This window comes from Clostridiales bacterium, assembly GCA_025757645.1.
GTDB lineage: Bacteria > Bacillota > Clostridia > Oscillospirales > Oscillospiraceae > CAG-103.
In genome coordinates this window covers 1,734,065-1,759,592 of sequence record CP107216.1, presented here as the reverse complement: position 1 = coordinate 1,759,592, position 25,528 = coordinate 1,734,065, and the positions used below count along the sequence as shown (strand labels likewise).

Annotated in this window: 33 protein-coding genes; 32 read left to right on the top strand and 1 reads right to left on the bottom strand. The window is 57.1% G+C overall.

Annotated elements, in window-relative coordinates:
- The first annotated feature begins 92 nt into the window (after nucleotides 1-92).
- Nucleotides 93-296 carry a hypothetical protein gene (locus tag OGM61_08500; GenBank protein ID UYI83892.1) on the top strand — a complete coding sequence of 68 codons (204 nt, stop codon included), beginning with the start codon at nucleotides 93-95 and terminating at the stop codon, nucleotides 294-296.
- Here the strand turns inward: OGM61_08500 and OGM61_08495 are convergent.
- A complete protein-coding gene (locus tag OGM61_08495; GenBank protein UYI83891.1) occupies nucleotides 258-707 on the bottom strand; it encodes a hypothetical protein in 450 nt (149 codons plus the stop codon). The genes OGM61_08500 and OGM61_08495 overlap by 39 nt on opposite strands.
- Nucleotides 708-777: 70 nt before the next feature.
- Here OGM61_08495 and OGM61_08490 point away from each other — a divergent pair, with 70 nt between their 5' ends.
- The 31 genes from OGM61_08490 (at nucleotide 778) to OGM61_08340 (ending at nucleotide 25,462) form a co-directional block, all read left to right on the top strand.
- On the top strand, nucleotides 778-1,008 hold the full coding sequence (locus OGM61_08490) for a hypothetical protein (GenBank protein ID UYI83890.1): 231 nt from the start codon (nucleotides 778-780) through the stop codon (nucleotides 1,006-1,008).
- Nucleotides 1,009-1,025: 17 nt separating this feature from the next.
- Complete coding sequence (locus OGM61_08485) at nucleotides 1,026-1,298, top strand: AbrB/MazE/SpoVT family DNA-binding domain-containing protein (protein ID UYI83889.1); 273 nt, start codon at nucleotides 1,026-1,028, stop codon at nucleotides 1,296-1,298.
- On the top strand, nucleotides 1,295-1,450 hold the full coding sequence (locus OGM61_08480; GenBank protein ID UYI83888.1) for a hypothetical protein: 156 nt from the start codon (nucleotides 1,295-1,297) through the stop codon (nucleotides 1,448-1,450). Before OGM61_08485 ends, OGM61_08480 begins: the two co-directional genes overlap by 4 nt.
- 41 nt (nucleotides 1,451-1,491) lie before the next feature.
- On the top strand, nucleotides 1,492-1,680 hold the full coding sequence (locus OGM61_08475; protein ID UYI83887.1) for a hypothetical protein: 189 nt from the start codon (nucleotides 1,492-1,494) through the stop codon (nucleotides 1,678-1,680).
- A 195-nt stretch (nucleotides 1,681-1,875) separates the two neighbouring features.
- Nucleotides 1,876-2,634, top strand: coding sequence for a hypothetical protein (locus tag OGM61_08470; GenBank protein UYI83886.1), 759 nt, complete (start codon nucleotides 1,876-1,878; stop codon nucleotides 2,632-2,634).
- Between the two features lie 15 nt (nucleotides 2,635-2,649).
- On the top strand, nucleotides 2,650-3,285 hold the full coding sequence (locus OGM61_08465) for a Holliday junction resolvase RecU (protein ID UYI83885.1): 636 nt from the start codon (nucleotides 2,650-2,652) through the stop codon (nucleotides 3,283-3,285).
- Between the two features lie 9 nt (nucleotides 3,286-3,294).
- Nucleotides 3,295-3,717 carry a hypothetical protein gene (locus OGM61_08460; GenBank protein ID UYI83884.1) on the top strand — a complete coding sequence of 141 codons (423 nt, stop codon included), beginning with the start codon at nucleotides 3,295-3,297 and terminating at the stop codon, nucleotides 3,715-3,717.
- The gene (locus tag OGM61_08455) at nucleotides 3,717-5,435 is read left to right on the top strand and encodes a DNA cytosine methyltransferase (protein ID UYI83883.1); all 1,719 of its coding nucleotides are present in this window, start codon (nucleotides 3,717-3,719) and stop codon (nucleotides 5,433-5,435) included. Before OGM61_08460 ends, OGM61_08455 begins: the two co-directional genes overlap by 1 nt.
- Nucleotides 5,436-5,454: 19 nt before the next feature.
- Nucleotides 5,455-5,841 (top strand): hypothetical protein, encoded by a 387-nt coding sequence (locus OGM61_08450; GenBank protein ID UYI83882.1) that lies wholly within the window; start codon nucleotides 5,455-5,457, stop codon nucleotides 5,839-5,841.
- 17 nt (nucleotides 5,842-5,858) lie between these two features.
- The gene (locus OGM61_08445; protein ID UYI83881.1) at nucleotides 5,859-6,572 is read left to right on the top strand and encodes a hypothetical protein; all 714 of its coding nucleotides are present in this window, start codon (nucleotides 5,859-5,861) and stop codon (nucleotides 6,570-6,572) included.
- A 55-nt stretch (nucleotides 6,573-6,627) separates the two neighbouring features.
- Entirely contained in the window at nucleotides 6,628-7,155 is a 528-nt protein-coding gene (locus OGM61_08440) for a DUF4406 domain-containing protein (GenBank protein ID UYI83880.1), read from the top strand.
- Nucleotides 7,156-7,181: 26 nt separating this feature from the next.
- Nucleotides 7,182-7,622 carry a DUF1492 domain-containing protein gene (locus OGM61_08435; protein UYI83879.1) on the top strand — a complete coding sequence of 147 codons (441 nt, stop codon included), beginning with the start codon at nucleotides 7,182-7,184 and terminating at the stop codon, nucleotides 7,620-7,622.
- A 221-nt stretch (nucleotides 7,623-7,843) separates the two neighbouring features.
- Nucleotides 7,844-8,077, top strand: a complete 234-nt coding sequence (locus OGM61_08430; protein ID UYI83878.1) for a hypothetical protein — start codon at nucleotides 7,844-7,846, stop codon at nucleotides 8,075-8,077.
- 4 nt (nucleotides 8,078-8,081) lie between these two features.
- Entirely contained in the window at nucleotides 8,082-9,674 is a 1,593-nt protein-coding gene (locus OGM61_08425) for a PBSX family phage terminase large subunit (GenBank protein UYI83877.1), read from the top strand.
- Nucleotides 9,671-10,000: a hypothetical protein gene (locus OGM61_08420; GenBank protein UYI83876.1), complete on the top strand. Its 330-nt coding sequence runs from the start codon at nucleotides 9,671-9,673 to the stop codon at nucleotides 9,998-10,000. Before OGM61_08425 ends, OGM61_08420 begins: the two co-directional genes overlap by 4 nt.
- On the top strand, nucleotides 9,997-11,349 hold the full coding sequence (locus OGM61_08415) for a hypothetical protein (GenBank protein ID UYI83875.1): 1,353 nt from the start codon (nucleotides 9,997-9,999) through the stop codon (nucleotides 11,347-11,349). Before OGM61_08420 ends, OGM61_08415 begins: the two co-directional genes overlap by 4 nt.
- Entirely contained in the window at nucleotides 11,346-13,157 is a 1,812-nt protein-coding gene (locus OGM61_08410; GenBank protein ID UYI83874.1) for a phage minor capsid protein, read from the top strand. The genes OGM61_08415 and OGM61_08410 overlap by 4 nt, the downstream gene beginning before the upstream one ends.
- Before the next feature lie 403 nt (nucleotides 13,158-13,560).
- A complete protein-coding gene (locus OGM61_08405; GenBank protein ID UYI83873.1) occupies nucleotides 13,561-14,151 on the top strand; it encodes a phage scaffolding protein in 591 nt (196 codons plus the stop codon).
- Between the two features lie 24 nt (nucleotides 14,152-14,175).
- A complete protein-coding gene (locus OGM61_08400; GenBank protein ID UYI83872.1) occupies nucleotides 14,176-15,060 on the top strand; it encodes a hypothetical protein in 885 nt (294 codons plus the stop codon).
- A gap of 17 nt (nucleotides 15,061-15,077) precedes the next feature.
- Nucleotides 15,078-15,536, top strand: coding sequence for a hypothetical protein (locus OGM61_08395; GenBank protein UYI83871.1), 459 nt, complete (start codon nucleotides 15,078-15,080; stop codon nucleotides 15,534-15,536).
- Nucleotides 15,530-15,928 (top strand): hypothetical protein, encoded by a 399-nt coding sequence (locus OGM61_08390; protein UYI83870.1) that lies wholly within the window; start codon nucleotides 15,530-15,532, stop codon nucleotides 15,926-15,928. Before OGM61_08395 ends, OGM61_08390 begins: the two co-directional genes overlap by 7 nt.
- On the top strand, nucleotides 15,925-16,356 hold the full coding sequence (locus OGM61_08385) for a minor capsid protein (GenBank protein ID UYI83869.1): 432 nt from the start codon (nucleotides 15,925-15,927) through the stop codon (nucleotides 16,354-16,356). Before OGM61_08390 ends, OGM61_08385 begins: the two co-directional genes overlap by 4 nt.
- Nucleotides 16,349-16,819 carry a hypothetical protein gene (locus tag OGM61_08380; GenBank protein ID UYI83868.1) on the top strand — a complete coding sequence of 157 codons (471 nt, stop codon included), beginning with the start codon at nucleotides 16,349-16,351 and terminating at the stop codon, nucleotides 16,817-16,819. The genes OGM61_08385 and OGM61_08380 overlap by 8 nt, the downstream gene beginning before the upstream one ends.
- 6 nt (nucleotides 16,820-16,825) lie before the next feature.
- The gene (locus OGM61_08375; GenBank protein UYI83867.1) at nucleotides 16,826-17,350 is read left to right on the top strand and encodes a hypothetical protein; all 525 of its coding nucleotides are present in this window, start codon (nucleotides 16,826-16,828) and stop codon (nucleotides 17,348-17,350) included.
- 12 nt (nucleotides 17,351-17,362) lie between these two features.
- The gene (locus tag OGM61_08370) at nucleotides 17,363-17,809 is read left to right on the top strand and encodes a hypothetical protein (GenBank protein UYI83866.1); all 447 of its coding nucleotides are present in this window, start codon (nucleotides 17,363-17,365) and stop codon (nucleotides 17,807-17,809) included.
- Nucleotides 17,806-18,372, top strand: a complete 567-nt coding sequence (locus OGM61_08365; protein ID UYI83865.1) for a bacteriophage Gp15 family protein — start codon at nucleotides 17,806-17,808, stop codon at nucleotides 18,370-18,372. The genes OGM61_08370 and OGM61_08365 overlap by 4 nt, the downstream gene beginning before the upstream one ends.
- Entirely contained in the window at nucleotides 18,365-20,110 is a 1,746-nt protein-coding gene (locus OGM61_08360) for a hypothetical protein (protein UYI83864.1), read from the top strand. The genes OGM61_08365 and OGM61_08360 overlap by 8 nt, the downstream gene beginning before the upstream one ends.
- 3 nt (nucleotides 20,111-20,113) lie before the next feature.
- Nucleotides 20,114-20,515, top strand: a complete 402-nt coding sequence (locus OGM61_08355; GenBank protein ID UYI83863.1) for a hypothetical protein — start codon at nucleotides 20,114-20,116, stop codon at nucleotides 20,513-20,515.
- A 16-nt stretch (nucleotides 20,516-20,531) separates the two neighbouring features.
- Nucleotides 20,532-22,067 (top strand): hypothetical protein, encoded by a 1,536-nt coding sequence (locus OGM61_08350; protein UYI83862.1) that lies wholly within the window; start codon nucleotides 20,532-20,534, stop codon nucleotides 22,065-22,067.
- A gap of 13 nt (nucleotides 22,068-22,080) precedes the next feature.
- Nucleotides 22,081-23,475, top strand: a complete 1,395-nt coding sequence (locus OGM61_08345; protein ID UYI83861.1) for a collagen-like protein — start codon at nucleotides 22,081-22,083, stop codon at nucleotides 23,473-23,475.
- Between the two features lies 1 nt (nucleotide 23,476).
- A complete protein-coding gene (locus tag OGM61_08340; protein UYI83860.1) occupies nucleotides 23,477-25,462 on the top strand; it encodes a tyrosine-protein phosphatase in 1,986 nt (661 codons plus the stop codon).
- Nucleotides 25,463-25,528 lie beyond the last annotated feature (66 nt).

Below are 25,528 nucleotides of genomic sequence, written 5' to 3'. Positions count from 1 at the left end.
ATGTAGGCATTGATGATATTTTTTTGCTAAAGCAGTAAGGTTTAACAGAACTATTCTGCAATAACAAACATCCGCGCAGGGGAGGTGAAAATATGTACACCCTGAAGACGCTGGTCGCCGTTGGTGTGATCTGTTGCTTTGTCGGCTTCCTTGTATGCCTTGCGATCTTCAATCACATCTGCAATGACTGTCTGAAATCCACGTTCGAGCGGGAGCGGGCAACCGAGAAGATGTATACAGATGCACTCGAGCGGCTGTCAGGTAACCAGCGGAATGATGATGGATGCAGCGAGTGACACTATGGCAACGATTTTCGAGAACGTAGCATCTTTTTCGGCCTTTCTGGCTTGCTCTTGCGCGGTAACAGCCTGCTGTCTTGCGATTTCCGCGCGCTCGGATGCAGCGTCAGCGATTCGGCGGAGCTCCGCAATCTGGTTGGCAACAGCTTGGGCCTCGTTGGCTTTTTGCTCCCGCTCCTGTTTGAGGCGAGCGAGTTCGAGCCGGCCGGCGTCGGTGATGTTCAGAAAGTCAATGTTCTCACCGAAAGCTCTCACAAAATGCGGTTCATGTGTCCAGAGAGCGCGAGCGGCTGCTTCGATGTCTGTTGCCGATTCCCCGGTTTCAAGCTGGAAGTCATTCAGATTCAAACTGCCGCACTGCGAGCTCAAGCGCGAGAGTATTTCATATTGCAATTCAAGAATATCCATAAAAATTCCTCCTTCGCTGTGATTCTACCACGTGCGAGGAGGAACAGGCAAGAAAAGGAGGGAGGTACATATGCCAAAACTGAGGAAGCGCACCAGCCGCTATGACCAACTGCAGACGCTGCTCTATGGTCAGATCCGGGTGCAGGGCGTCAAGCCGGAGACCCTGATCGGCTGCTGCCGCCAGACGGCGGCGAACCGGCTGCAGAACATTGGCGGCATGACCATTAACGACCTGCTCGCGCTCGGGCGGGGATTGGATATCCCCATCGACACCCTGCGCGCAGCGATCAAATATCAGTAATGAGAAAGGAGAAACCAATGAAAGCAACAGGAATCGTCAGAAGGGTCGACGAGCTCGGCCGCATCACGCTCCCGAGGGAGCTGCGCCGGGCGCTCGATCTCCAGGAGAAAGACCCTGTCGAGATCTACACGGACGGGAAAGGCATCATTCTGCGCAAGTACGCGCCTGGTTGCGCGTTCTGCGGCAGCGTGAACGACATCCGGTACATTCACGGCACGCCGGTGTGCAATATCTGCGCGAACAACATGCAGATGCTGTACCGAACGGCAGAGGGGAGTGACGACGAATGAAGGTGTTCGGAGATCCGCGCGCCAAGGCGAAGGTGCGCCGCTACATCATCTGGGGTGCCGAAGACGGCATCGTCTGCGCGTCCTTTATCGCCGGCATCGCGCTGGCGGGGTGGCTGTTTCACATCCTATTCGCTGCGCTCGGCGTCGCATGAGACGTCCGGAGGTCGTATATATGTCACCGGCAGAGCTGGCCATGCGACGCCGGAATGACCGCTGGGCCGCAAAAGGCCGCGCGCGGGTGGCGCTCCCGGGGCGCAAGGCCGTGGTCGTACCGTGCGCATCGCCGTTCGCGGCGATCCAGTGCGCGGCGGAGCTGTGGGGCGTCCCATGGCAGGAAGTCGTCCACGGGGCGCGCGTCATGTGGGCGCCGCCGGAGACATAAAAAGACACCGCCTGCGAAGATCGTCAAACCCGCAGGCGGTGAAAACCCAATAGCGCACAGGGCGCGCTACACTATATGTATATTATAGCATACAGTTGCCCGCCCTGCAAGCCGAAAAACGCTGACGCCGCAAGGCGTTTTCAGCTTCGGTAAGACCAATTACTAACTCGACCGGAGACAGACAGGGAGGCAATCATGCCGTATGTACATCGCACCGTCGTGTGCGGGGAAACGGTCGAGCACCGCAAGATGTATTCATCCCGTGTGCACAGCAAGGAAGTCAAGCCGCGCAAGCGATCATCCGAGAAGGAGACCTCCAAGTGTCAGGAGCGTATCAACGAGCGCGTGGCAGAGGAGCACCTGCGCTGGCTCATCAACTGCAACTACCATTATGGCGACTTCCATCTGGTGCTGCACTACTGGTGCAAAACCATCACATTAGAGCAAGCCGAGCGGGACAGAGCCGCGTTCTTCCGCGAGCTGCGTAAGGCGTACGCCAAAGCGGGCAAGCGCCTGAAATACATCGCCGTGCTCGAAACCAAGCACATGACGAACGTGCATCATCATATCCTCCTGCCGCGCTTTGATGCGCAGATCATCGACGCCGCCTGGACAAAGGTGACCAATGGCGCGGGCTCTATCAGCTTCCAGATGCTCGATGACCGCAAGAACCACGCAAAGCTCGCGTCCTACCTCATCAAGGAATCACGCTCCACCATGCGCCGCTGCCGCGAGCAGGGCATCCGCCGCCGGCGGTATACCTGCAGCGCCGGCATGGCCAAGCCGGAGATTCGCTATCAGGTGACCAAGGCCGAGACGTGGAGAAAAGAGCCGAAGGCCAGACGGGGGATGCATCTCTATCGCTTTGACGATGGGTCGGAGTATAAGAGCGGCTGGCATGAGCTGAGCGGCTGGCCGTGGCAGGAGTATTACGAGATCAAAGACACTACATAGGAAGGAGCAACTACAATGGGCATCAGCATGGACAGCCTTCCGCCGCGCTATCAGAAACAGGCGGCGCGCAAGCTGGATCCTGTGGCGTATGAAAAGGCGCTGCAGTTTTTCCACGCCGAGGAGTCGGCGAAAAACCCGGCGCGTCAGGCACAGGGGAGTATCAGCCGTGCGACCGGGGAAGGCTTTGAGGCGCAGATTCTCACGGCCTGCGCGTATTACCGGGCGCATGGCATCGCGGAGATCGACAAGACGCCGGAGCCGATCAAGGTCATTTCCGGCCGGCATCAGAACGCGAGCGGCTGCTGGTCGTTCGAGGCGGTTTTCACCAAGCAGGCGCAGCCGGATTTTCAGGGCACGATCGACGGCGGCCGCAGCGTTGTATTTGAAGCCAAGGCCACGGACAAAGACCGCATCCTGCAGAGCGCGGTGACGCACGAGCAGGCATATGCCATGCAGTCGCACGCCCAGAAGGGCGCACTGGTCTTTGTGCTGGTGTGTCTGCGCGGTCGCGCGGTCTATCGCGTGCCGTGGGAAGTCTGGTGGCGGATGAAGGAGCATTTCGGCCATAAGTACATGACAGCCGAGGAGCTGGAGCCGTACCGGGTGCAGATGCGCCGGGGCGTGATCCTGTTTCTCGGCGATCCGGAGTGAGGTGGGCACATGGCAATCAAAAACTATACGACGAAAGTGGACGTATATACGTCCATCGGGGAAATCCAAGGCGCGCTTGCACGCCACGGCGCCACCAAGATCATGATTGACTACGATAATGGTAAGCCGCAGGCGATCGCGTTTGGGATCGACACGCCGGTTGGGCCGCGTGGCTTCCGCCTGCCGGCGGCCGTGGATGGGACGCTGCGGGTGTTTGCAAATCAGAAGATCAAGGCCGACCACGAGCAGGCGGAAATGACTGCGTGGCGGAACGTGCGCGACTGGGTGCTGGCGCAAATGGCGCTGATCGAATCCTGCGATGTGCCGATGCAGCAGATCTTCCTGCCGTATATGGCAGATGATCGCGGACGGACGGTGTACGAGCTGTATGCCGCCGGGCAGCTCGCGCTCGGCGCGGGGGAGGCGACATGATGCTGCGTACACAGGAGACGCTTGACGGCGAGATCATCGTTGACAGCTTTGCCGGTGGCGGCGGCGCGTCCACGGGAATCGAGCTAGCGCTTGGGCGCGTCGTCAATGTGGCAATCAATCACGACCCGGCAGCGATCCGGATGCACGAGGCGAACCATCCGTACACGGAGCATTACCAGGCATCTGTCTGGGATGTGGATCCGGAGACGGTCTGCCGAGGGCGGCCGGTGGCGCTGGCATGGTTCTCGCCGGACTGCAAGCATTTTTCAAAGGCAAAGGGCGCGGCGCTTGTTGACCGCAAGATCCGGGGCCTTGCGTGGATTGCCCTGCGCTGGGCGGCGAAGGTGCGCCCGCGCGTCATCATCCTTGAAAACGTCGAAGAGTTCCAGACGTGGGGGCCGGTGCGTAAGGGGAAGCCGGTAAAGAAACTGGCCGGTACGACGTTCCAGAAGTTTGTCGGGCAGCTTCGGGCACTTGGGTATACCGTGGAATGGCGCGAGCTGGTGGCAGCCGACTATGGTGCGCCGACTACCAGACGTCGGCTGGTGCTGATTGCCCGCTGCGACGGACGTGCGATCGTCTGGCCGGAGCGCACACACGCCCCGCGAGACAGTGCGGAAGTGCGCAGCGGAAAACTGCTGCCATGGCGCAGCGCAGCGGAGATCATCGACTGGTCGCTGCCGTGCCCTTCAATTTTTTCGACGAAGGATGAAATCCACGAGCGGTACGGCATTTCCAGCGTCCGGCCGCTGGCGGACAACACCATGCGCCGCATTATTCGCGGCGTGGACAAGTTCACGATCAAATCCGGGGCACCGTTCATCGTTGATTGTAACCATTCCAGAGGTGGGCACGTCACGGATAGCCAAGAGCCGTGTAAAACGATTACGGCAAAGCACACCGGTGGCATTTGCCGGACGGTCCTCACGCCGCTGACGATGACGAACACCAGCAACAGTGTCGGGGCACCGGTCTCCGAACCAATGAACACAGTCCGTACAGGCGGAGGCGGCGGGCAGATGCTGCTATCGCCGTCACTGATCCAGTACCACACGGAGAAAACAGAAAGCGCCCGAGCGGCTGGACTGGATAAGCCCGTCTGCACGGTGGACGCCTCGAACCGTTACGGCCTTACCTGCGCGAATCTGGTGGAGTATTACGGCAGAGGCCGGCCGTTGGATGTGCAAAGCCCGATGCATGCGGTCACGAGTCACGACCGGGAAGCCGTGGTTGCTGCACATGTAGTCAAGTACAAGCGGGACGAGGTCGGCACACGGCCGTCGGAGCCGCTGCCGACACAGACAGCGGGCGGCGTGTTTGGCTGCTGCAAGGCAGTGCTTTGTAAAATCGGCACATCCGAGCGGCTTCACTACTGGCCGCAGATCCGCGATCTGCTGAACCGGTACTGTGGCTACGCACTGGGCACGGATGACCTGCTGCTCCTGTCAATCGGCGGGGTGCTGTACTATATCGCGGATATCGGCTTGCGGATGCTGTCGCCTCGGGAGCTGTACAACGCCATGGGCTTTCCGCCGGATTACATCATCGACCATGATGCGGCCGGAAAGCCTTACCCGAAGACACAGCAAGTAGCCAGATGCGGCAATGCCGTCTGCCCGCCGATGGCTGCGGCCGTTGTGGCAGCGAACCTCCCGGAGTATGCAGTGCCCGGGAAAATTGAGACAATGGCCGCACTCGCTGATGCGGTGGCTATGTAAAAAACGAAGGAGGACAACCATGAATCACGAAACCCAAAGAGCGAGCATCCTGCAGATGGCGCAGGGTGCATTCCAGGAGCGCGTGGACTATGAGATGCAGCGCTGTGTTGACAACATCCTTGACGTCAACACCAAAGCAACCGCAAAGCGCAAGATCACGCTGACGATCGAGCTGACACCGGACGATGACCGCCGGCAGATCCGCGTGAATGTTGTTGCCAAGGCCACGCTCGCGGCGACCAATCCGGTCGCAACGTCGCTTTGCGTTACCACTGATGGCAACGGGGAAATGGTCGTTGCCGAAATGGTGCCGCAGCTCCCCGGCCAGATGCGCATGGACGGGCATGAACAGGAAACACCGAAAATTCTGAATCTGCTGCAGGCCAGCCAGCAGGCAGCCGAATAACGAAGGAGGATATGACAATGTTCGCAGAAATGATCGACAAAATCGTGAGCCTGAAAGAAACCAAAATCTTCGAAATTGATGGGCAGACCTATTCCGACGCCAATCTTACGCGGATCCCGCCGCATGTGGATCGTCCCGATTCCGTCAGCGTCAGCGGTCTGGATGCTGTCTGCAAGCTGGTGCGCACCGAGATCGCCAAGGTTGGGACGACCATCATGGTACATGTCCGGGATTATAACAAGGTCGAAGTAATGACGACGTATCTGCCGGACTTCTCCCGCAATGTCCTGTATCGTGCGCAGGCGGACGCGCCGGGCATGCGCACTGGCTGGCGTGACCGAGAAACTGCGCTGATCGAGCTGCGCAGTCTGTTCATCCCGAACGGAGGCACGGAGTATCTGCTGGATCTGCTCAGCCGTATGTCCGATGAGAACACAGTGTCTACCAACGATAATGGCGTCACGCAGACCGTGACGGCGCGGCAGGGCGTTGCGCTCAACGCAGTCGTTAATGTGCGGCCACGGATTAAACTGCAGCCGTTCCGCACGTTCCTCGAGGTCGCGCAGCCGGAAAGCGAATTTCTCCTGCGCGTGGACAGCGAGAAAGGCATCGCCTTTTTCGAGGCGGATGGCGGCATCTGGCGTCTGGAAGCGAAACGCAACATCGCTGAGTATTTCGAGCGCGGCCTGAAAGACCTGATTGAACAGGGCAAGGTCGTCATCATGCAGTGATTCGATAGCACACTGGGCGGGGAAATTCGCCCGGTGCTCTGAAAGGAGGACAACCATGAAAATCTACATATCAGGGAAAATCGCCGGTGATCCGGACTATAAGGGAAAATTCGCCCGAGCGGTTGCACAACTTGAGCGGCTGGGCGCGACGGTCATCAATCCGGTCACAGCGCCGGAGGGGCTGACCAAGCTGGACTATATGCGCATCTGCTTCGCTGAGATGGAGGCGGTGGACTACGTTGTGTTCCTTCCGGACTGGGTGGAATCCGCCGGCGCGAAGCTGGAACGCGCGTGGTGTGACTATGTCGGCGTGCCGACGGCAGACTGGGACGGTTTTCGGGTAGATATGCTTGTAAGGAAGTCGCACGGCTGCACATTCCGCGAGCTGCTGGTTATGGAGCATCCGGACAAGGTGGATGCATGCTTCATCGGCGGGTGTGCGGGATGTCCGGAGGAATACGGATATGAGCCGGGAAATGGTACTGAATGTCTATGCGAAAAGAACTGGAATACAAAGAAAAGCGTGCCGCAGATATGCACAGAGTGCTGGGATCGCATCGTCCCGGGGAGCGAGGCGGTGTGAAATGATGACTGACAAAGGAGGTGAGGATGTTGGACTGGAAGCGGGAGGCGGCTGATGAGCTGCGCAACTACATGAACCGAAAGGCGGCAATTGCAAACATCAGCGATCAGATCGCTGACCTGGCGACGGAGATCACGAGCATCCGCAGTGCCTCGGCGGACGGCAGTCCGGTCGCCGGCGGCTCAAACGGCCGGGACGATGCGCTCGTCAACAACATCCTGAAGCGCGAGCGGCTGGAAGAGGCGCAGCGCTTGACCGAGAACCGGGTGCGCCGCGTGGATCGTGCCTTGAATCAGCTCTCAGAGCGGGACCGCTGCGTGCTGCAGCGCTTTTACATCACGCCGTGCATCGGCGGCGTTGAGCGGCTGTGCCGGGAATTGGCCATCGAGAAAACGACCGCTTACCGTTGGAAGGATTGCGCACTGCGGAATTTTACAATCACAATGTACGGCCTCACAGAGACGTGAGCGTGACGTGGGAAAAAATCGGGAACATTTTCACGGGAATCTGTGTTAAAGTGATATCGCGGGATTGCGAGAGAGACCGGTCCCGCAAGTCACTTTGTGATATACCTCTCTTCCTTTGATTCTTTTTGCAGAATGTACGCATGGCTTTTTCTCTTGTCTCTCAACAAAGCAAAGCACCGGCCCGGTTTCGGGTTCGGTGCTTTGTGCATTCTGGTGCGGTTATGAATCTGAAACAACTTACCTACAAACTGCAGGCGGCGCTGAACCAGCGCGGCGAGCATTACAAAGTCAATCAGTTACAGCACTACTCCGAGCGGCTTGGCCGGATGGTAACAAAATACGTGTTGGAAAAGGCAGAAACCGATGAAACCGGGAAGCATATCAGCACGCGCGTACTGGAGACTTACAGCATGGCGGATGTCGTAAAAACGCTGGCGAAAATCTATAGCGGGTGATCCCATGAATCTCACGCCAAAGCAGCGCGCTTTTGCGGATTTTTACATCGAATTGGGCAACGCGACCGAGGCGGCGCGCAGAGCAGGGTACTCGGCGAAAACCGCCAAATCCATCGGAGCGGAAAACCTGACAAAACCTGACATAAAAATCTATATAGCGCGGCGGCAGGAAAAAATCGAATCCGAGCGCACGGCATCCCTGAAAGAGATCCAGGAGCTGCGCACGGCGATCATGCGTGGGCAGGAAAAAGACCAGTTCGGCATCGAAACCTCCATCGCTGACCGTCTACGCGCAGCCGGCGACCTTGAGAAGTCGCTGCGCATCAAGGAAGAGCAGGAAACAAGGGCGGCGGCGCGTGCATCTGCGCACTATGAGCTGCCTGCGCGCGTCATCGGCCGGGCGTTTGTCGACATCAACCGGCGCATTCAGCCGAACATGACGTACGTCTTCGAGGGCGGCCGCGGCGGCCTGAAATCGTCGTATATATCCCTGAAAATCGTCGAGCTGCTGAAAAACAACCCGACGATGCACGCCTGTATCATCCGCAAGATGGGCAACACCCTGAAAGACAGCGTGTATGCCCAGATGAAATGGGCAATCAATGAATTGGGGCTTTACGACGAATTCAACTGCAAACTGTCGCCGCTGGAAATCGTGCTGAAAGAAACCGGCCAGACGATCTATTTTCGCGGCTGTGACGACCCGCTGAAACTGAAATCCATCAAGCCGCCGTTTGGCTATATCGGCATCCTGTGGAAGGAAGAAAAAGACCAGCTTTGCGGGCCGGAAGAAGAACGTTCTATCAACCAATCCGTGCTGCGTGGCGGCGCGGATTCTTACGACTTTTCGTCCTATAACCCGCCAAAAAGCAAATCCAGCTGGGTCAACAAGGAGCGGCTTGTCCCGAATCCGGGGCGCGTTTTCCATCATTCCAGCTACACGGAAGCGCCGCCGGAATGGCTGGGCGCGAAGTTTATCTCCGATGCGGAGCACCTGAAGGAAGTCAACCCGGCAGCATACGAACACGAATACGAGGGCGTGGCCAACGGCGACGGCGGCAGCGTCTTTGACTATCTGGAACAGCGGGAGATCACAGACGAAGAGATTTCACATTTCGACCGCATCTTCCAGGGCGAGGACTGGGGCTGGTATCCCGACCCGTATTGCTTCATCCGTTGCTACTACGACAGCGACCGCGAGGCGGTGTATATCTTCGCAGAACACTACGTCAGCAAGGAATCGAACGAACAGACGGCGCGTTGGATCATCGAGCACGGCTATGACGATTACACCATCACGGCGGATTCGGCCGAACCGAAAAGCGTCAACGACCACCGTGAAATGGGCCTGCCTGTCACCGGTGCTGTCAAAGGCCCGGGGTCGATCGAACACGGCATGAAGTGGCTGCAGCGCAGGCGCATCATCATCGACCCGGTGCGCTGCCCGAACGCGGCAAAGGAATTTCAGGAATACGAATACGAGCGGGATCGGGACGGCAACATCGTCACCGGATACCCGGACGTGAATAACCATAGCATCGACGCCACGCGGTACGCACTGGAACCGCTGACGATGCGCAGGGGGGCAAGTGCATGACTGTAAATATTTTGGGGACGGAATATGAAATCATTGAAGCCACGGCGGCCGAAGATGCAATGCTTGAAAAATGCGATGGTTACTGCGACAAAACGGTAAAGACCATTGTTATTTCAAAAAAGGCCAAAGACTGCGACCTGAAAGACTTTAGCGTCTATCAGAAAAAAGTTATGCGTCATGAGATCATTCATGCATTTCTGTTTGAAAGCGGGCTGTCCGAAAACTTTACGCATCCGGAATACGGCCATGACGAAACATACGTGGACTGGATTGCTTCGCAGTTTCCGAAAATGTGCGAAGTGTTCAAGGAGGTTGGCTGCCTGTGAAAATCAATATCCCGCTGGACAGCGTGAAAAAGCAGATCCGCGAAGAATTCCGCATTGCGCCGCTGGTAACGCCGGAAATGCGCGAAGCGGAAGACCTGTGGATGCAGATCTGGACGGGCACCCCGCCGTGGGCAAACGATCAGGATCGCACCATCAATTTTGCGAAGGCCGTGACCGGCGAAGCTGCGCGCCTTGCGACGATGGGCGTCAGCGTCGAACTGTCCGGCTCGGCCCGCGCGGATTGGCTGCAGGAACGTCTGAACGAAGAACTGATTCCGTTCCTGCGTGACATGGTGGACGTTGGCTGCGCCGCCGGTATGTTCCTGCTGAAACCCACGCCGGACAGCATCGGCTTGTACACGCCGCCGGAATTTACGATCACGGCTGTGGATAACCGCAAGTGCGTGACCGGCGTGGTGCTGTACGACACGAAGGCAACGCCGGATTATTACTACGTCAAGGCAGAATACCACCGCTATGAAGGGACGCATTATGTGGTTTCCAACCGCGCGTTCCGGGTAGCGAAGGGCAAAACAGCGGCATCCCGTGCGAATCTGGACGAAGTGCCGGATTGGGTGGGCATCCTGCCGGACGCCGTGCTGGATGATACCGCGCCGCTGTTTGCCGTGTGCACCATGCCAGACGCCAACAATATCGACGGCGGCGCCTGCGGTATGTCCATCTATGCCAACGCCCTGCCGGAGCTGCGTGGACTGGATGTTGCATGGTCTGCCATGGTGGACGAAATTCAGGATTCCCGGTCGATCGCCCTTGTGGATGACCGTCTGCTGCGCGAGCCCGGCCGGAAAAATGTTTCCGTGCGGCTGCCGCGCTATGTGCAAAACGTTGCCGGCTCGGCGGCCGAAAGCTTCTATCAGGAAATTGACCGCAAGCTGAAAACAGGCGAACGCCAGACGGGCATCAATCTGCTGCTGCAAAGCCTGTCGACCAAGTGCGGCTTTTCAGAAGGCTATTTCAGCTATAACGAAAAGCAGGGCCTTGCCACCGCGACGCAGGTGGAAGCCGATGACCGCCGTACCATCCAGCGCATCAAGGACATCCGCGACCGCATCCAGGCAGCTGTGGATGATCTGATCCAGGCACTGAACGACTACGCCGACATCTACGATCTGGCGCCCTATGGTACGTATACCGTGGCGTATAATTTCGGCGACATCACGTACAGCTACGAAGAAGACCGGCAGAACACGAAAAGCCTTTGCCAGCTGGGCGTTTTGCCGTGGTGGATGTATCTGGTGCGCTTTGAAGGGTTCAGCGAGGACGACGCAAAAGCGGCCTATGCCGAAGCCAACACAGCGAAACCGGGGCTGTTCCCTGATACCGAATGATTACCCCGGAACAGTTTCAGGAAATCGGCGAAACCCTGCTGCCGCTGCTGGACGGCCTGACGGAATGGATCGCGCGAGACATGATCGAGCGCTTCATGATCCGGTTCGGCCGCGGAGAAAAGAAGCTGCTGACCGGCACGGACGAGTGGCAGGCGTGGGTGCTGGAACAGGCTGGAGGGAATCTGGATGAAATCCAGAAGGCGCTAGCCAAAAACACCGGAAAATCGCAGCAGGAAATCGCGAAGATCTTCAAGGACAGCGGTATTCAGGCGGCAAAGGCAGACGCCGAAGCTTCCGCTGTGACGTTTTCCGGCCTGTCGCCCCGCATGATGGCGATCATTACAGACGCCTATGAACGCACGGTCGGTGAAATATCCAACATCACGCGCACAACGGCCGGCGTGACCAATCAGGCGTTTATCGACATCTGCGACGCGGCGTATTGGAAAGTGCGCACCGGCGCGCAGCCCTATACCGCTGCCATGCTCGACGGCGTGAAGGCGCTGGGGCAGGTGCAGCCGATCGTGCGCTATCCGTCCGGCCATAAGGACACGCTGGAAGTGGCGGTGCTGCGCTGCATCCGCACCGGCGTGGCGCAGTCATCCGGGAACATGACGATCCAGCAGTGCAAAGACATGGGCTGGAATCATGTGCTGGTGTCGCAGCATCTTGGCGCGCGTGTGTCCGATACCGACCCAATCGCCGATCATGCCGGCTGGCAGGGCAAGGTGTACTGCATCGACGGCAAGGACGCGCAGTTTGATAACCTGCTGGATGCGACCGGCTACCCGGAGAACCCGCTGGGCCTGTGCGGCTATAACTGCTGCCATTCTTTTACGCCGTTCCTGCCGGGCGTCAGTCAGAATCACAACAAGCCTATCGACACCGAAGCCAACCGACGCGCGTATGAGCTGTCGCAGACGCAGCGCGCGATGGAACGCCGCATCCGTGCACAGAAGCGCAAGTGTGCGGCGCTGCATACGGCCGTGAAAAACTGTGAAGATCCGGCAGCCAAGGCAAAGCTGCAGGAGAAATACACGCAGTCCGCCAAGCGCCTGCAGGCGCAGAACGCGGCCTACACGAAGTTCTGCGCCGATAACGACCTGAAACCATACCACGAGCGGCTGGCCGTTGCGGGCTGGGATCGCTCGGCGGCGTCAACCGCGTCTGCGGCGGCGCGGGTACAACAGAAGATCACCGGTGTGCAGCTCCCGTCTGGGCTGCCTACAAAAGCGGTTGAAAATTCCGAAAATAGTAGTACAATAAAATCGATTGACATTGACGACTTCAAAATGATGGCGGATACCCAAAATATCCTTCCGGAAGTATCGGACACTATAGGCGAAACAATAAAAGAATTTGAATCGAACGGAGATATGTACATTTCTTCCGCACGGTTTGGCGATTTTTATGATGATACAACCGGAAGCTCTGCTCTGTTTCAGGTGTTTACTAATCAGTACGGATTAGCCGAAATCAATATTAACAGCCGGATTCTTGGCGGATTGACTATTAAAGAGGCTGACGCAATGATTGCAAATACCAAAAGCAATTTGCCGCAAAGCCTTAAAGAAGCAGTTATACATGAGTGTGGTCATGCAAAGCTTATACACGGGTTGAGTGTTGAAGAAGTCGAAAAACTCTATGCAGCTTTAGGGAATGTTCACATAGAAGGTATCAGCGCAACAGCCTTTAGTGATGGTGCCGAGTGCATTGCGGAAGTGGAAGTCCTGTTAAGCAGAAATGCAGAAGTCCCGAAAGAAGCAAAAGCGCTATATGATAAATATATTAAGGGGGGAAGAAAATGATTTGTACAGATTACCCTTGTGATAAGTGCATCCACCAACGAGAAAATATTGACGGGTGGAAATGCGCCTGTGACGCCTTCCCCGATGGAATACCTGTTGACCATATGTTCAGATCAAATCCGAGCAAGCAGAAGGAATGTAACAACGGGATAGGTTATGAAGAAAAACTTACGCATAAATAACGGCTGAAAAGAAAATTATTTTATATAATAATCACGCACGCGCGAAAACCATCTTACCAATCGGCAAGGTGGTTTTCTTATACCAAAAATCAAATCAGGATACGCAGGGGCGGACGGGAAACCGGCTGCCCCTTTGCCATATCACGACCCCGCCGGTGGTTCATCCGGCTCAATCCGTACAGTCGACGGGCTGTTAAAAATCACGTTCAGGAGGATTACGCATGAAGAACATCGAGACCATTCTTTCCGACTTCGGTATCACGATTCCGGAAGGAAAGGCGGCGGATCTGCGCAAGGCCGTCGCCGAAAACTACAAGACCGTGGCGGAATTCACCAAGCTGCAGGAACGCCACGACGCGCTGGACACATCGCTGAAAGACGTGCAGGGCAAGCTTGCCGCCTTTGACGGCGTGGATGTCGCAGCGCTGAAGGGTCAGATCACGACCCTGACCAATGACCTGCAGACCGAGAGGGACAACCGCAAGAAGGACGCTGCCGCCGTGAAGCTGCGCAGTACGGTGGACACGTTCCTGTCGGGCAAGCATTTCGTCAACGACATCACGCGCGAAAGCATCACGGACAAGCTTGTGACAGCTCTGGGTTCCGACGATGCGCGCGGCAAGTCGATCGACGACCTGTTTACCGGCCTTGTCACCGATCAGAACGGCAAGGAGATTCCCGGCATCCTTGTGGCCGATCCCGCCAGCAAGGCGCGCTTTTCGTCCGGTCACAGCGGCATGGTGCCGCCGGCGGGGGGCGCAAAAGAATACGTAGCCCAGAAATACAAAAACAACCCGTTTTTCAGGGGCTAAGACTACGAAAGGAAATGATGATCTATGTCTATCCAGTATGGTTCCCTTTACGTGGATGAGCAGTACAAGGCAACTGTTCTTCCCAACCTGTTTTATAAGACCTGGCTTGTACCCGGTGTGACCTATCAGGACGTGATGGTCGACGGCGCCGGCGGCTGCTATTGGCACAAGCTGACCTCCACCGCCGCGTCTGTCGGCACGCCCGGCCGTGACTTCACGGACACCGCTGCCGCTGACACGCTGGTTCAGGCCGTTTTCAACAACAACCTGCAGGCGTCGAAGAAGATCTACGGCGTGCAGGCGGCTGCTGTGGCGTTCCCGATTGCCGAGGAGCATCTGGCCCTTGCCACCCGCGAAGTCGCGGAGGCAAAGAATCAGTGCGCGCTTGCCTGCCTGATCTCCGAGGGTACTGCATCCACCAACACCACGAAGACCACTGCGGCCAACTTCAAGGCGCAGGTACTGGCCGAACGCAAAGCCATGGTCAAGGCGAAAGCCAACCCCACCATCGTGCTTTGCAGCCCGGACTTCTTCGCGACGATGCTGGAGTTCGCCGGTGAGAAGTATACCCCGACGTCCAACGAAATGCTGCTCGCCGCCGCTGCCGGCGGCCAGGTAGGCAGCTTCATGGGCTTTACCTGGATCGAAGTCAACGGCTTCGCGTCGTCCGCTGATCTTGCCTACTATCCGCACGGCGGTACGAAGGCCAGCGTTACGGCGGCGAACCTTGCGAAGGTGGAATTCATCATGTACGATCCGAACGCCTTCGGTGTCGGCGATAACTTCAGCATCGTCCGCATGGTCGACTCCGAGCTGTTCGCTGGCACCAAGGCGCAGGTCGAGGAAAACGCCGCCCTGCGTGTGCTGGACGCTGCGCAGGTGCACGTGAAGTCCTACGCAAGCGCGTGATCGGCAGGTGAATCACGGTGTACGCGGATTTTGACACATACGTAAAACGGTACGGGGACGATCTGTCCCCTTTCTGCGATGAATCGACCGCCACGCGCTACCTGCGTGCGGCGGCGCGGGAGATCGACCGCTTTACGTTCGACCGCTTCGGCGGCACGCTGCCGGAATCCACGATCGACGCCGAAAAGCTGCAGGACTGCGCGTGCGAACTGGCCGAATGCCTTTACCGCATTGACCAGGCGCGTGACAGCGCGGCTGAAACCGCAGACGTCGGCGGCGTAAAAACCGCCGGCCCTGTGGCGTCGGTGTCGTCCGGCAGCGAATCGATCACATATAAAGCGGCTGACAGCTGCTACACGGCCGCCGCGAAGACTACGGCGGCACGTGACGAGCTGGTGTTTGACTTGCTCCGGCGCTGGCTTTCCGGCGTGGCCGTGGACGGTGTCCTTGTGCTATACGCGGGGGTGACATGCTGATGCTGCTGCATAGCGATACGATCACGCTTTTTTCGCGCGTGCGCGGTGCGCGCGGTCAGGCCGATACGTGGGTGCGGTACGTGCTGGCCGGCGTCAAGGTGGAAGCAAAAACCGCTATGACGCCAGGTACGACCGGCGATGTGCCGGGGCACTATGTGCTGCTGCTTGTCCCGAAAGCGGCCATTGGCGCGCTGACCTATGCGACGCCGGAAGTGTACCAGGCGGCGGATGACCGCAGCGGCATGATTGCGTTTCAGCCGGGCGATTATTTCTGCCGCGGCGAGCACGACTGGGCGGAATACGATGTGCTATGCAAAGTCACGGAGTGCCACCGCATCACATCCTGCGCGTGGTTTCCGCTGATTGCACACTTCGAGGTGACAGCGTCATGAGCGGCATCAAGCACTATAAGGACGTCAGCTATGTCAAAGGGCACGTCCGGGTAAATCTCCGGTTCGCCAAATACGGCCCGCGATTCGCCAAAGCGCAGGAATGGCTCGGCCGGCAGGTGTTGGCGGACAGCAAGCTGTATATGCCGCTGAAAACCGGCAGCCTGCAGCAGCGTTCATACGTCGCAGAAGGTGGCCGGCAGGTTGTGTTCCCAGGCCCATATGCACGGTATCTGTATATGGGTAAGGTCATGGTCGACCCGGAAACCGGTTCACCGTGGGCGCGCAAGGACGCTGTGAAAGTTGCGACCGACCGCGATCTGCGGTTTGCGACCGGCGTGCCGCACTGGGCGGAAGTGGCCCAAAACGAACACGGCAAGGAATGGGCCGCGGAGTGCAAGCGGATCATCCTGGGGGAATCAAATGGTTGACACAAAAGATTTTTCAACGATCCTGAGCGGCTTGCTGAATGGTTTCCCGGCCATTGGCGCGCGGGAAATCCGGTTCGGCGAGCTGGGCGACAAGTCCGGCGTCGGGATCTACCCGTCCGCTGCGGCGACGGTGATCAGCGAAACGACCGACATCATGGGCGGTGTGTACCAGAAATGCAACTATGCGTTTCAGGTGGTATATCGCGCCGTGCCGCAGTCGGAAACGGACCGCATCCACATCAAGGGCTGGCTGGACAAACTGGCGCGTTGGCTGGAAAAACAGCCGATCACGGCGGACGGCCAGCAGCACACGCTTGCCGCGTGGCCGGACCTCGGCGATGGCCGGACGATCACTGCATTTGTACAGGTGTCGGCGGCCTATCTGGCCGGGCGCTACGCCGACGGTGTGGAAGACTGGGCCGTGTCCCTGTCGATGCGGTACGACAATAATTTTGAAAGGTGATGCATTATGCCTGAAAGTACGACTTTTAACACAACCGCGGGACAGACGATTGCCCGCAAACTGCTGATGGCCTTCCTGAATACCGGCACGTCTTCCGCGCCGGTTTGGTCGATCGTCGGCAAGCGCGTGGAAGACAGCAGTCAGGAATATGACTGGAACAAGGAGACCACGCAGGACATCCTGGGCAACACGTTTACCACCATGTCCGCGCCGACCATCACGCAGACCTTTGACCCGTGCAATCTGGACGCCGGCGAAACCGCGCTGACGAAGCTGTGGCAGCTGGCAATCAAGGATCAGGATGTCGCAGCGCTGGCCGAACAGGATATGATGATCGTGCACTGCTATGCCGGCACGAAGGACACGGCGATGTTTGCCGAGCGCTATAGCGGCTGCGCAATCGAAGTGAAGTCGCTGGGCGGCGACAAGACGGTGGACATGCCGTTTGACGTGACCTACGGCGGCACGCGCACGGTCGGCACTGCGGCCATTGCGGACGGCGTGGCCACGTTCACGAAGGCGACGGCATAAGGGGGTGGCGGCGTGAGCAATAACATTTCTTTTGAAACCGGCCTGAAAGCGTTCACTATCAATGGCGACGCAAACCGGAAGATCTATTTTGACCCGAACGACATCGGTATCATCGACCGGCTGGAAGCGGTAGCGATGGCGATCAAGGCCAAAGCCGACGAAATGGGCACGCAGGAAAGCGATACGGACGCCCGCACGACGATCCGAGAACTGGACGCCTACGCACGCGAACAGGTGGACGCGGCGTTCCCTTCGCCCGTCTGCGATACAGTGTTCGGCAAAGCCTACTGCGTTTCGCTCACGCCGTCCGGTTCCCTGCAAATCATTTCGTTCCTGGAAGCGGTTTCGCGCCAGATCCGGCGCGAGATGGACGCTGCGACCGCTGCCGCGCAGAAGCGTCAGGCAAAATACCTGGATAAATACAGCGGCGGTCAGCGCAGGAAGAAGCGCAGATCATGAATACCGGCCTGCCGAAGGCAGCATGTATCGGCGGCCGGTGTTTTCGTATCCGAAGCGACTTCCGAGAAATTCTGGACATCTGCGCCGCGCTGAATGACCCAGAGCTGACAGATCAGGATCGCGCCGAAGTGGCGGTCAAGATCTTTTATCCGGACTGGGATCAGATCACGGACATGGCCGCCGCGGTGAAATTCATGCTGTGGTTTTTAGACGGCGGTGTGGATCGCGGCGACCAGCGGCAGCAGCCGAAGCAGATGGACTGGGAACAGGATTTCCCGATGATCATTGCGCCGATCAACCGCGTAGCTGGGCAGGACGTGCGCGCGCTGCCGTATATGCACTGGTGGACGTTCGTCGGCTACTACATGGAGATCGGTGACTGCACATTTTCCACGATCCTGGACATCCGGCGGAAGCTGCGCAAGCACAAGGAGCTGGAAAAGTGGGAACGCGAATACTACGACGAAAACCGGGAATTGATTGATTTCAAGTCGGCGCATCTGACCGATGACGAAGATGAATTCATCCGGCAGCTGATGACAGGGGGTGTGCGCGATGGCTGATGTTGTCGGCGATCTGGTATTTGATACAACGATAAACAGTGGCCAGTTTGACGCTGGCCTTGCGAAGCTGGAAAACAACGCAAAAAAGGCCGCGAACAACGTGGACAAGGCCGCGCAGAAGGTAGCCACGCTGCGGCAGCAGCTGGAAGAACTGCAGGCTGTTGCCGAAAACGAAAAGAAAACCAGAAGCACCGGGACAGTATCGCAGGAAACCGGCGATGCAATCCAGAAAACGACGCAGCAGATGAAAGACGCGCAACTGCAGTTGCAGGGATTGCAGGCGGACCAGGCCAAGGCAAACGACGCTATAGGCGCCTACATGCAGAAGCAGCAGTCAGCGGCTGCATCGACGTCGAAAGTGTCCGAACAAATGGGCAAATTCGCAAAGCGCATTGCCACCATCGCGAAGAAAGTGTTTATCTTTACGATGATCGCGAAGGCGCTGCGCGCCATGCGGTCTGTGCTGCTGAACACCATCAACGCAGACAAGCAAATGTCTGCGTCCCTTGCGCAGATCAGGGGCAATCTACTGACGGCCTTCGCGCCGATTTATAGTTTTGTTCTTCCCGCCATTCGGACGCTGCTGTCATGGCTGGCGAAGCTTACGGCCGTTATTTCGTCTGTATTTGGCGCAATCTTCGGTCAGACGGCATCGCAGGCACAGGCCAACGCCAAAGCGCTGTACCAGCAGGCAAACGCCACATCCGCAGCCGGTGACGCGGCGGAAAAAGCGAAGCGGCAGCTTTCGGGGCTGGACGAAATGAACCGTTGGGAATCGAACGACAGTTCCGGCGGCGGAGGCGGTGGCGGCGGGTCTGCCGCGCCTGATTTTAGCGGCGTCAGCCAGGTCAAGCTGCCGGACAACGTCCAGGCTGGGTTGGCGAAAATCGGCGAAGCACTGCGTTCAATCATCGAATCCCTGAAGCGTATCTGGGATTCTCCGGTCGTGCAGTTCATCGTGAAAACCGTCTTGTATGTGGCGATGCAGCGAATCGCGTGGATTCTTAGCAGCGTCGGTTTGGTGCTGGAAGGTATCGCCGACATACTAGACGGCAACGTGTGGGAAGGCATCAAAAAAGTAGGTCTCGGTTTGTTGGATTTAATGAACCCGATTGGCGGCCTGCAGGACGGCTTCAAATCCCTGTGGGAAAAAGTCGCCTCCGGCGCTTTATCCGCCTGGGAGGGCGTCAAAAACGCGTTCAAATCCGTGCCGGAATGGTTTCAGGGCAAATTCCGCGATGCATGGCAGAAGGTCAAAGACGTGTTTTCGACCGGCGGCCGTATCTGGTCAGGCATCAAGGAAGGCATTGAAAATACCTTCCGCGCGGTCGTCAATGCCATTATCCGCGGCATGAACACGATCATTGCCGTGCCGTTCAACAGGATCAACTCCATGCTGAATACGATCCGCAATGCGCACTTCCTCGGCATTTCACCGTTCCAGAATATGTGGGGCGTGAATCCACTGCCAGTGCCGCAGATCCCGATGCTGGCGCGCGGCGCGGTCATCCCGGCGAACCGGCAGTTCCTTGCCGTGCTGGGCGACCAGCGCAACGGAAACAACCTGGAAGCGCCGGAATCCCTGCTGCGCCAAATCGTGCGCGAAGAAGCTGGCAGCGCTGGCAGCCGATACGAATTCATTGCGCGGCTGGATCGCCGGACGCTGTTTGACGAAGTCATTACCGAAGCAAAACTGCGGAAAGGGCAAACGGGTAAAAACCCGCTTGTAGCGGTGTAACACATGGCACAGGAATACATTAAAATTCGAAAAAGTCCGTCGGATGAATGGCTGGTGCTTCCACAGCCGGACTCCGGCGCGCTGTCGTACGACTTTGAGACGACCTACACGGCGGACAGCGGCCGCACCCAGACCGGCGCGGCCGTCGTCAGTCCGCTGTTCACGGTCGAAGCACTTGGATATAGCCGGGCGTCGATCAGCAAAACTATGCTGTCGCAGATCCTGAAGATTATCGCCAAAGGCCAGCAATTCCAGCTGCACTACTTTTCCGCCTATTATGGCGCGTGGTGTACGTCGTGGTTTTACGTCGGCAAGGGGCAGCTTGACATTGGTCGGCTGAACGAAGGCAAAGAGTTGTTTACGTCCCTGGATTTTAACATGGTCAGCGTCAATCCGCTGACGTGATTGGTGGTGACATGATATGCGAACAGTCGAAAGTCAAATCACAAGCGTCTATCCATCGCAGACGAACTTTGTGGTCGAAGCATCTTTTACGTGGGATCACGATGTGACATTGGTGTATTATGCCGGAACAACTGTGACGGTCAAGGCCGGAGAGCACCTGCAGGCAAGCAACTCGCAGTTCCGCCCGGGCGGGACGAAAATCACAGCGCAGATATCATCCGGCAGTTACCCGGTTGGGCTTTCTGCGTGCAAATGTGCAACAATTGAAATGTACGATGATGGGTGGCAAAACGTAGATAACCGGAATCTATACGAAGGGGCGACAGTGCACCTGAACGCCAATATCACCATTGACGGCAATGGATACTTGGTTCCAATGGGCAGCTTTAAAGTTTATGAAGTGGAAACCGTGCACGAAGTTACCACGCTTACTTGCTACGATGCCATGAAGGCGGCGGATGTGCTGTGTCCGGCAGCGATGCAGGGGGACCATAACTACAAAGAGCTGTGGGAGCTGGCGGCGCAGCAGATTGGCCTGACAGCCAGCGCAATTGATAGCGACTTGGGATATAACGCACTGGCGACCGTGGATGCACAACATACCATTCGGCAGGTGATTGAAGCTATCGCACTGGCTTGCGGTGGCAATGCCATGGTGTCTGGGGATGCGCTGTACGTGCGACCGATTACGTCTACAGCAGATGTGACGTTAACACAGTGGATTAACCAACTGGAAGTGGCAAGTACGCCGGTCGAAGTCACTGGAGTGCGTGTGAAAAAGACATTCGCCAGTGACGGGCAAGAGCACACGTATTTTTTCGGTGCCGGAGGCTACGTTATTGAACTGAATGACGATAATTTGTGGCTGGGCATCGAAGGACCGTCCGGATCAATTACGGTCGCTGCTGAAGCAGTCGCAGAGACGGTGTACGAACAGCTGAAAGAAAAGCCGATCTATAAATTCTCTGGAGATCTTCCGGCCGACCCGCGGCTTGATATTTTCGACAAGGTTATCGTCAAGGACATCAACGGCAGGGAATACCCGTCAATCATCACGGATTACACATTCGTTTTTTCCGGCAAAACGTCGATTGGCAACAGCGTCGAATCCGGCAGCAGCTACAACACGTCCGACGGCGGTCCTTCCGGATCGTCGGCATCCGGTGTCGGCGCGGACTATGTCGTTGCGCAGGGCACGACCGGCAAATGGACGTGGCGCAAGTGGTTGTCGGGCATCGCAGAGATGTGGGCTACGTTTGATACGGACGAGCTTGCAATGGAAACGCAGACATGGGGCGCACTGTATACCGCATCGTGGATGGGTCTCGCGGCCAATAAGGCGGCACGCCAATATCCGTTTGCATTTGTTGAGAACCCTGTCGTGTCTGCGACGCCGACGGTTGGGAGCGGCAACATCTGGCTTGCAACTAACACGGAAAACGACATAGGTACGCGGCTGACGCACGCGCCGGCGTATCAGTGCGTGAGAGCATCTGACGCGACGGTTAATAGCCCGCAGATCAGCTACTATGTTGTGGGCAGGTACAAGTAAAGGGGGCAACCATATGACTATCACAATCGCAGACGGGCGTGGTGCGCTGTGGCAGTGGGACACCGGGCGGCGGGTCAAGATCACCGATGGCAACGGCGTCAAGCAGGTCCACTATCAAAATAAGTGCTTTGGCTGCAGCGTGGACGTGGATGTCGGGGACGACGGCACGGCCATCATCCCGGACGAGCTGCTGCAGGACTGGCACCCGCTGACGGCCTACGCCTACGTAACCGACGACACCGGCGCGTACACGATGGTGCAGCAGGACTTTATCGTGCACAAACGCGCAAAGCCCGCCGGGTATGTATACACACCGACAGACCAGCTGACGTTGCAGACGATCCAGCGCCAGATCGGCGACCTTGCCGACCTGACGACGGAAGCAAAGGATACGCTGGTGGCGGCAATCAACGAGGCGGCACGGACAGGCGGCAGCTTTCGCGTAGCGGACGGCTACATCCAGTACAGCCGCGACGGCGGCATGACGTGGGCAAACCTTATCGCCGTGGCCGAGCTCAAGGGCGCGGACGGTGCTCCGGGCAAGGATGGTGCACCGGGTAAAGACGGTCACAGCCCGGTGGTAACGGCCACTAAGTCCGGCAAGACGACAACAATCAGCGTGGACGGCGCAGCCATTGCCACGGTCGAGGATGGAGCAGATGGCAAACCGGGGGCTGCTGGCGCGGACGGCGTTACGCCGCACATCGGTGACAATGGCAATTGGTACGTTGGCAGCACCGATACCGGCAAGCCATCGCGTGGAGCAACCGGAGCACCGGGCAAAGACGGCGCCGATGGCAAACCGGGGGCTGCTGGTGCGGACGGTGTTACGCCGCACATCGGCGACAATGGCAACTGGTATCTTGGCGCGACCGACACCGGCAAGCCATCTCGCGGCGCACCGGGTGCTTCCGGTCACACGCCCGTTAAAGGAACCGACTATTGGACAGCAGCAGACAAGCAAGAAATAATCGACGACATTCACCTCGTCTTTTATATCGACCTTGCGGGAAAATACCCCAACTACACGTGCCAAGTGGCTATGGACGACATAAAGGCGGCTTATAATTCAGGCTATAATCTTGTCTGCCGGTGCGCGCTGGGCGCATATACAGCAACACTTCCGCTGTTTGTCCCAATGCCCGCAGCTAATACTTGGATATTTTCGGGCTCTGGAGCGCTGGCCGCAATGGGCTTCCCCGCGCAGTCGCTGACTATCGCCATCGTCAATGGCACTGTGCAGGCAAGCGATACGCGGCTGGCATCTATGGATGATATCCCCACTATCCCCACGGCCTTGAAAAATCCAAACGAACTGACGATCAAGATCGGCAGCACCACCGTTACCTATGACGGCAGTGTGGCTAAGACAGTGGAGATCGCGGATGGGAGCGAGGTGAGCTACTGAGATGAAAAAGCTCTACGAAGAAACCGCCGTACAGGACATTGCAGCAGCTATCCGCGAGAAAAATGGCACTGCAACGAAATACAAAGTCGCGGAGATGGGCGATGCTGTGAGGCGCTGCTTGAACACTGGAGTGGAAACCGAAGTGTACACATTTGACCAGTGCCGCGCAGAGGTAGACAGGTATCTGAAAAACGTCACTTACGACCCCTCGGACTACGCTGTCTCGCAGATACCCGAATATGTGACGACAGTGAGCGCAAACCGACCTGTTGGCGTAGACATTGTGATGAAGTCCGCCGGAACGCTGACAATCGTGGACGGGTACACAGGTAACAGTGTTTCGCAGCCGGTCAGCGCAGGAGCAATCACAATCTATAACTGCACACCGGGCTCGATATCAACTTTTGTGCTGCTTGTTGACGGAAAAGTTATCCAGCAGGGCGTCATTAAACCGGCCGGAGCGTGCCGCATGATTCATTTGCCGAACGTGGACAACGTGCGCGATCTTGGAGGCTGGGATTGCGATGGTGGCATGGTAAAGTACGGGCTGCTCTTCAGGGGCGGCGAGATGTATGGATATCTGACCGATGACGGCAGACAACAGGCGATTGATATGCTCGGAATCCTCAAGGAAATTGACCTGCGTTTTGCGGCTGAACTGAACGGCAGGACAGAAAGTGGCTTTGGACCGACCGTAGATATGCTGTGGGTTGATATGACATGGAACGACCTTGCGTATCAGAAGTCAAGCGGGAATATCAAGGCGATCTTCGACCCGCTCTTCGATTATGTCATCGCAAACAAGCCGACATACTTCCACTGCTCTGCGGGCGCAGATCGAACGGGCGTGGTCGCTCTGCTGTGCGAAGCGATACTTGGGGTATCACAATCCGACTGTGATAAGGATTACGAACTCACGAGTTTTTATTCTGGCGTCAGCACAGATGCGGAAGCCCGTCGCAGGAACGAAACGCCGTGGACGCGCGAGATTAACTACTTGAATGCCTATCCTGGTGCGACCTTCCGCGATAAGGTGGTTAATTTTATGGTGTCGTGCGGCATTACAATCGAAAAAATCAACGCTTTCCGAGCAGCTATGATCGACGGGACGCCGGAGACAGTGACGGCAGATATCGCAACGTACAGCATCACAAAAACACTCACTGATGTCACAGTCAGCAACGGAGCGGCATCTGTGCAGCAGTACCAGCCGTTCGTAGCAAGCATCACTCCCACGAACGGCAAATTGATTGAATCCATCAAAGTGACGATGGGCGGGAAGGACGTGACTGCTGCTGTATTGCGTGGCAGCACGGACGTGCTGAGGCGAGCTGTACGGGTCGCTTTGACAAAATGCACAAGTAGCAACCCACGCGCGTATGTCATTGACGGGCAGTCTTATTGTACTGCGATAACTGCCGACACGGGGTGCGAAGTCAGTAATGTAAAAATCATGATGGGAGGTGAGGACGTGTCCACATTTTACAAAGATGGGGTCATAGCTATTCCAGAGGTGATCGGCGATATTGTTATCACGGCAACCGCTGTAGCCCAAGCCCCAGCATATACAAACCTGCTTGATGCCGCGATTGACATGGATGGAAACGTCATCGGGCATACGCCTATGTATAAAAATATGCGATACAATAGCAGCAGCGGTGCACCTGTTGCACACTCAGGGACGAATATCACGGGCTTGCTCCCGGTCAAAAAGGGTGATGTCGTGCGTATTCGATGGAAAGGGAACACTGATATATCATATCAATCTATCAAGTTTTTCAAGGCTGACCGAGCCCAAGTCAAAGTCGGATATACATCTTTGGCCAATCTCGAAAAAGGCCAAGCAGGGCCTGTTATAAACTTTAATGCCGCCAATGGAGTTGCCGATTTTAAATTCGACAGTTCAAATGGCGCAGCCTATTTTTCAATCGTGCTCTACGACACGCTGGAAAATGTAATTGTTACTACAAACGAAGAAATCATATAAGCCTCAAAAGAGCCTCTTGTTGATTTTACAGGATGCCCTACAGCATCGGATTGATGAGATGCAGAG

Bases quoted from the DNA above. Each gene is read 5' to 3' on its own strand.
- OGM61_08350 (UYI83862.1), top strand. From the start codon at position 20,532: ATGCGAACAGTCGAAAGTCAAATCACAAGCGTCTATCCATCGCAGACG.
- OGM61_08440 (UYI83880.1), top strand. From the start codon at position 6,628: ATGAAAATCTACATATCAGGGAAAATCGCCGGTGATCCGGACTATAAG.
- OGM61_08480 (UYI83888.1), top strand. From the start codon at position 1,295: ATGAAGGTGTTCGGAGATCCGCGCGCCAAGGCGAAGGTGCGCCGCTAC.
- OGM61_08355 (UYI83863.1), top strand. From the start codon at position 20,114: ATGGCACAGGAATACATTAAAATTCGAAAAAGTCCGTCGGATGAATGG.
- OGM61_08410 (UYI83874.1), top strand. From the start codon at position 11,346: ATGATTACCCCGGAACAGTTTCAGGAAATCGGCGAAACCCTGCTGCCG.
- OGM61_08450 (UYI83882.1), top strand. From the start codon at position 5,455: ATGAATCACGAAACCCAAAGAGCGAGCATCCTGCAGATGGCGCAGGGT.
- OGM61_08380 (UYI83868.1), top strand. From the start codon at position 16,349: ATGGTTGACACAAAAGATTTTTCAACGATCCTGAGCGGCTTGCTGAAT.
- OGM61_08425 (UYI83877.1), top strand. From the start codon at position 8,082: ATGAATCTCACGCCAAAGCAGCGCGCTTTTGCGGATTTTTACATCGAA.
- OGM61_08360 (UYI83864.1), top strand. From the start codon at position 18,365: ATGGCTGATGTTGTCGGCGATCTGGTATTTGATACAACGATAAACAGT.
- OGM61_08345 (UYI83861.1), top strand. From the start codon at position 22,081: ATGACTATCACAATCGCAGACGGGCGTGGTGCGCTGTGGCAGTGGGAC.
- OGM61_08470 (UYI83886.1), top strand. From the start codon at position 1,876: ATGCCGTATGTACATCGCACCGTCGTGTGCGGGGAAACGGTCGAGCAC.
- OGM61_08430 (UYI83878.1), top strand. From the start codon at position 7,844: ATGAATCTGAAACAACTTACCTACAAACTGCAGGCGGCGCTGAACCAG.
- OGM61_08340 (UYI83860.1), top strand. From the start codon at position 23,477: ATGAAAAAGCTCTACGAAGAAACCGCCGTACAGGACATTGCAGCAGCT.
- OGM61_08475 (UYI83887.1), top strand. From the start codon at position 1,492: ATGCGACGCCGGAATGACCGCTGGGCCGCAAAAGGCCGCGCGCGGGTG.
- OGM61_08455 (UYI83883.1), top strand. From the start codon at position 3,717: ATGCTGCGTACACAGGAGACGCTTGACGGCGAGATCATCGTTGACAGC.
- OGM61_08420 (UYI83876.1), top strand. From the start codon at position 9,671: ATGACTGTAAATATTTTGGGGACGGAATATGAAATCATTGAAGCCACG.
- OGM61_08460 (UYI83884.1), top strand. From the start codon at position 3,295: ATGGCAATCAAAAACTATACGACGAAAGTGGACGTATATACGTCCATC.
- OGM61_08385 (UYI83869.1), top strand. From the start codon at position 15,925: ATGAGCGGCATCAAGCACTATAAGGACGTCAGCTATGTCAAAGGGCAC.
- OGM61_08490 (UYI83890.1), top strand. From the start codon at position 778: ATGCCAAAACTGAGGAAGCGCACCAGCCGCTATGACCAACTGCAGACG.
- OGM61_08495 (UYI83891.1), bottom strand. From the start codon at position 707: ATGGATATTCTTGAATTGCAATATGAAATACTCTCGCGCTTGAGCTCG.
- OGM61_08500 (UYI83892.1), top strand. From the start codon at position 93: ATGTACACCCTGAAGACGCTGGTCGCCGTTGGTGTGATCTGTTGCTTT.
- OGM61_08375 (UYI83867.1), top strand. From the start codon at position 16,826: ATGCCTGAAAGTACGACTTTTAACACAACCGCGGGACAGACGATTGCC.
- OGM61_08390 (UYI83870.1), top strand. From the start codon at position 15,530: ATGCTGATGCTGCTGCATAGCGATACGATCACGCTTTTTTCGCGCGTG.
- OGM61_08435 (UYI83879.1), top strand. From the start codon at position 7,182: ATGTTGGACTGGAAGCGGGAGGCGGCTGATGAGCTGCGCAACTACATG.
- OGM61_08445 (UYI83881.1), top strand. From the start codon at position 5,859: ATGTTCGCAGAAATGATCGACAAAATCGTGAGCCTGAAAGAAACCAAA.
- OGM61_08405 (UYI83873.1), top strand. From the start codon at position 13,561: ATGAAGAACATCGAGACCATTCTTTCCGACTTCGGTATCACGATTCCG.
- OGM61_08465 (UYI83885.1), top strand. From the start codon at position 2,650: ATGGGCATCAGCATGGACAGCCTTCCGCCGCGCTATCAGAAACAGGCG.
- OGM61_08365 (UYI83865.1), top strand. From the start codon at position 17,806: ATGAATACCGGCCTGCCGAAGGCAGCATGTATCGGCGGCCGGTGTTTT.
- OGM61_08485 (UYI83889.1), top strand. From the start codon at position 1,026: ATGAAAGCAACAGGAATCGTCAGAAGGGTCGACGAGCTCGGCCGCATC.
- OGM61_08400 (UYI83872.1), top strand. From the start codon at position 14,176: ATGTCTATCCAGTATGGTTCCCTTTACGTGGATGAGCAGTACAAGGCA.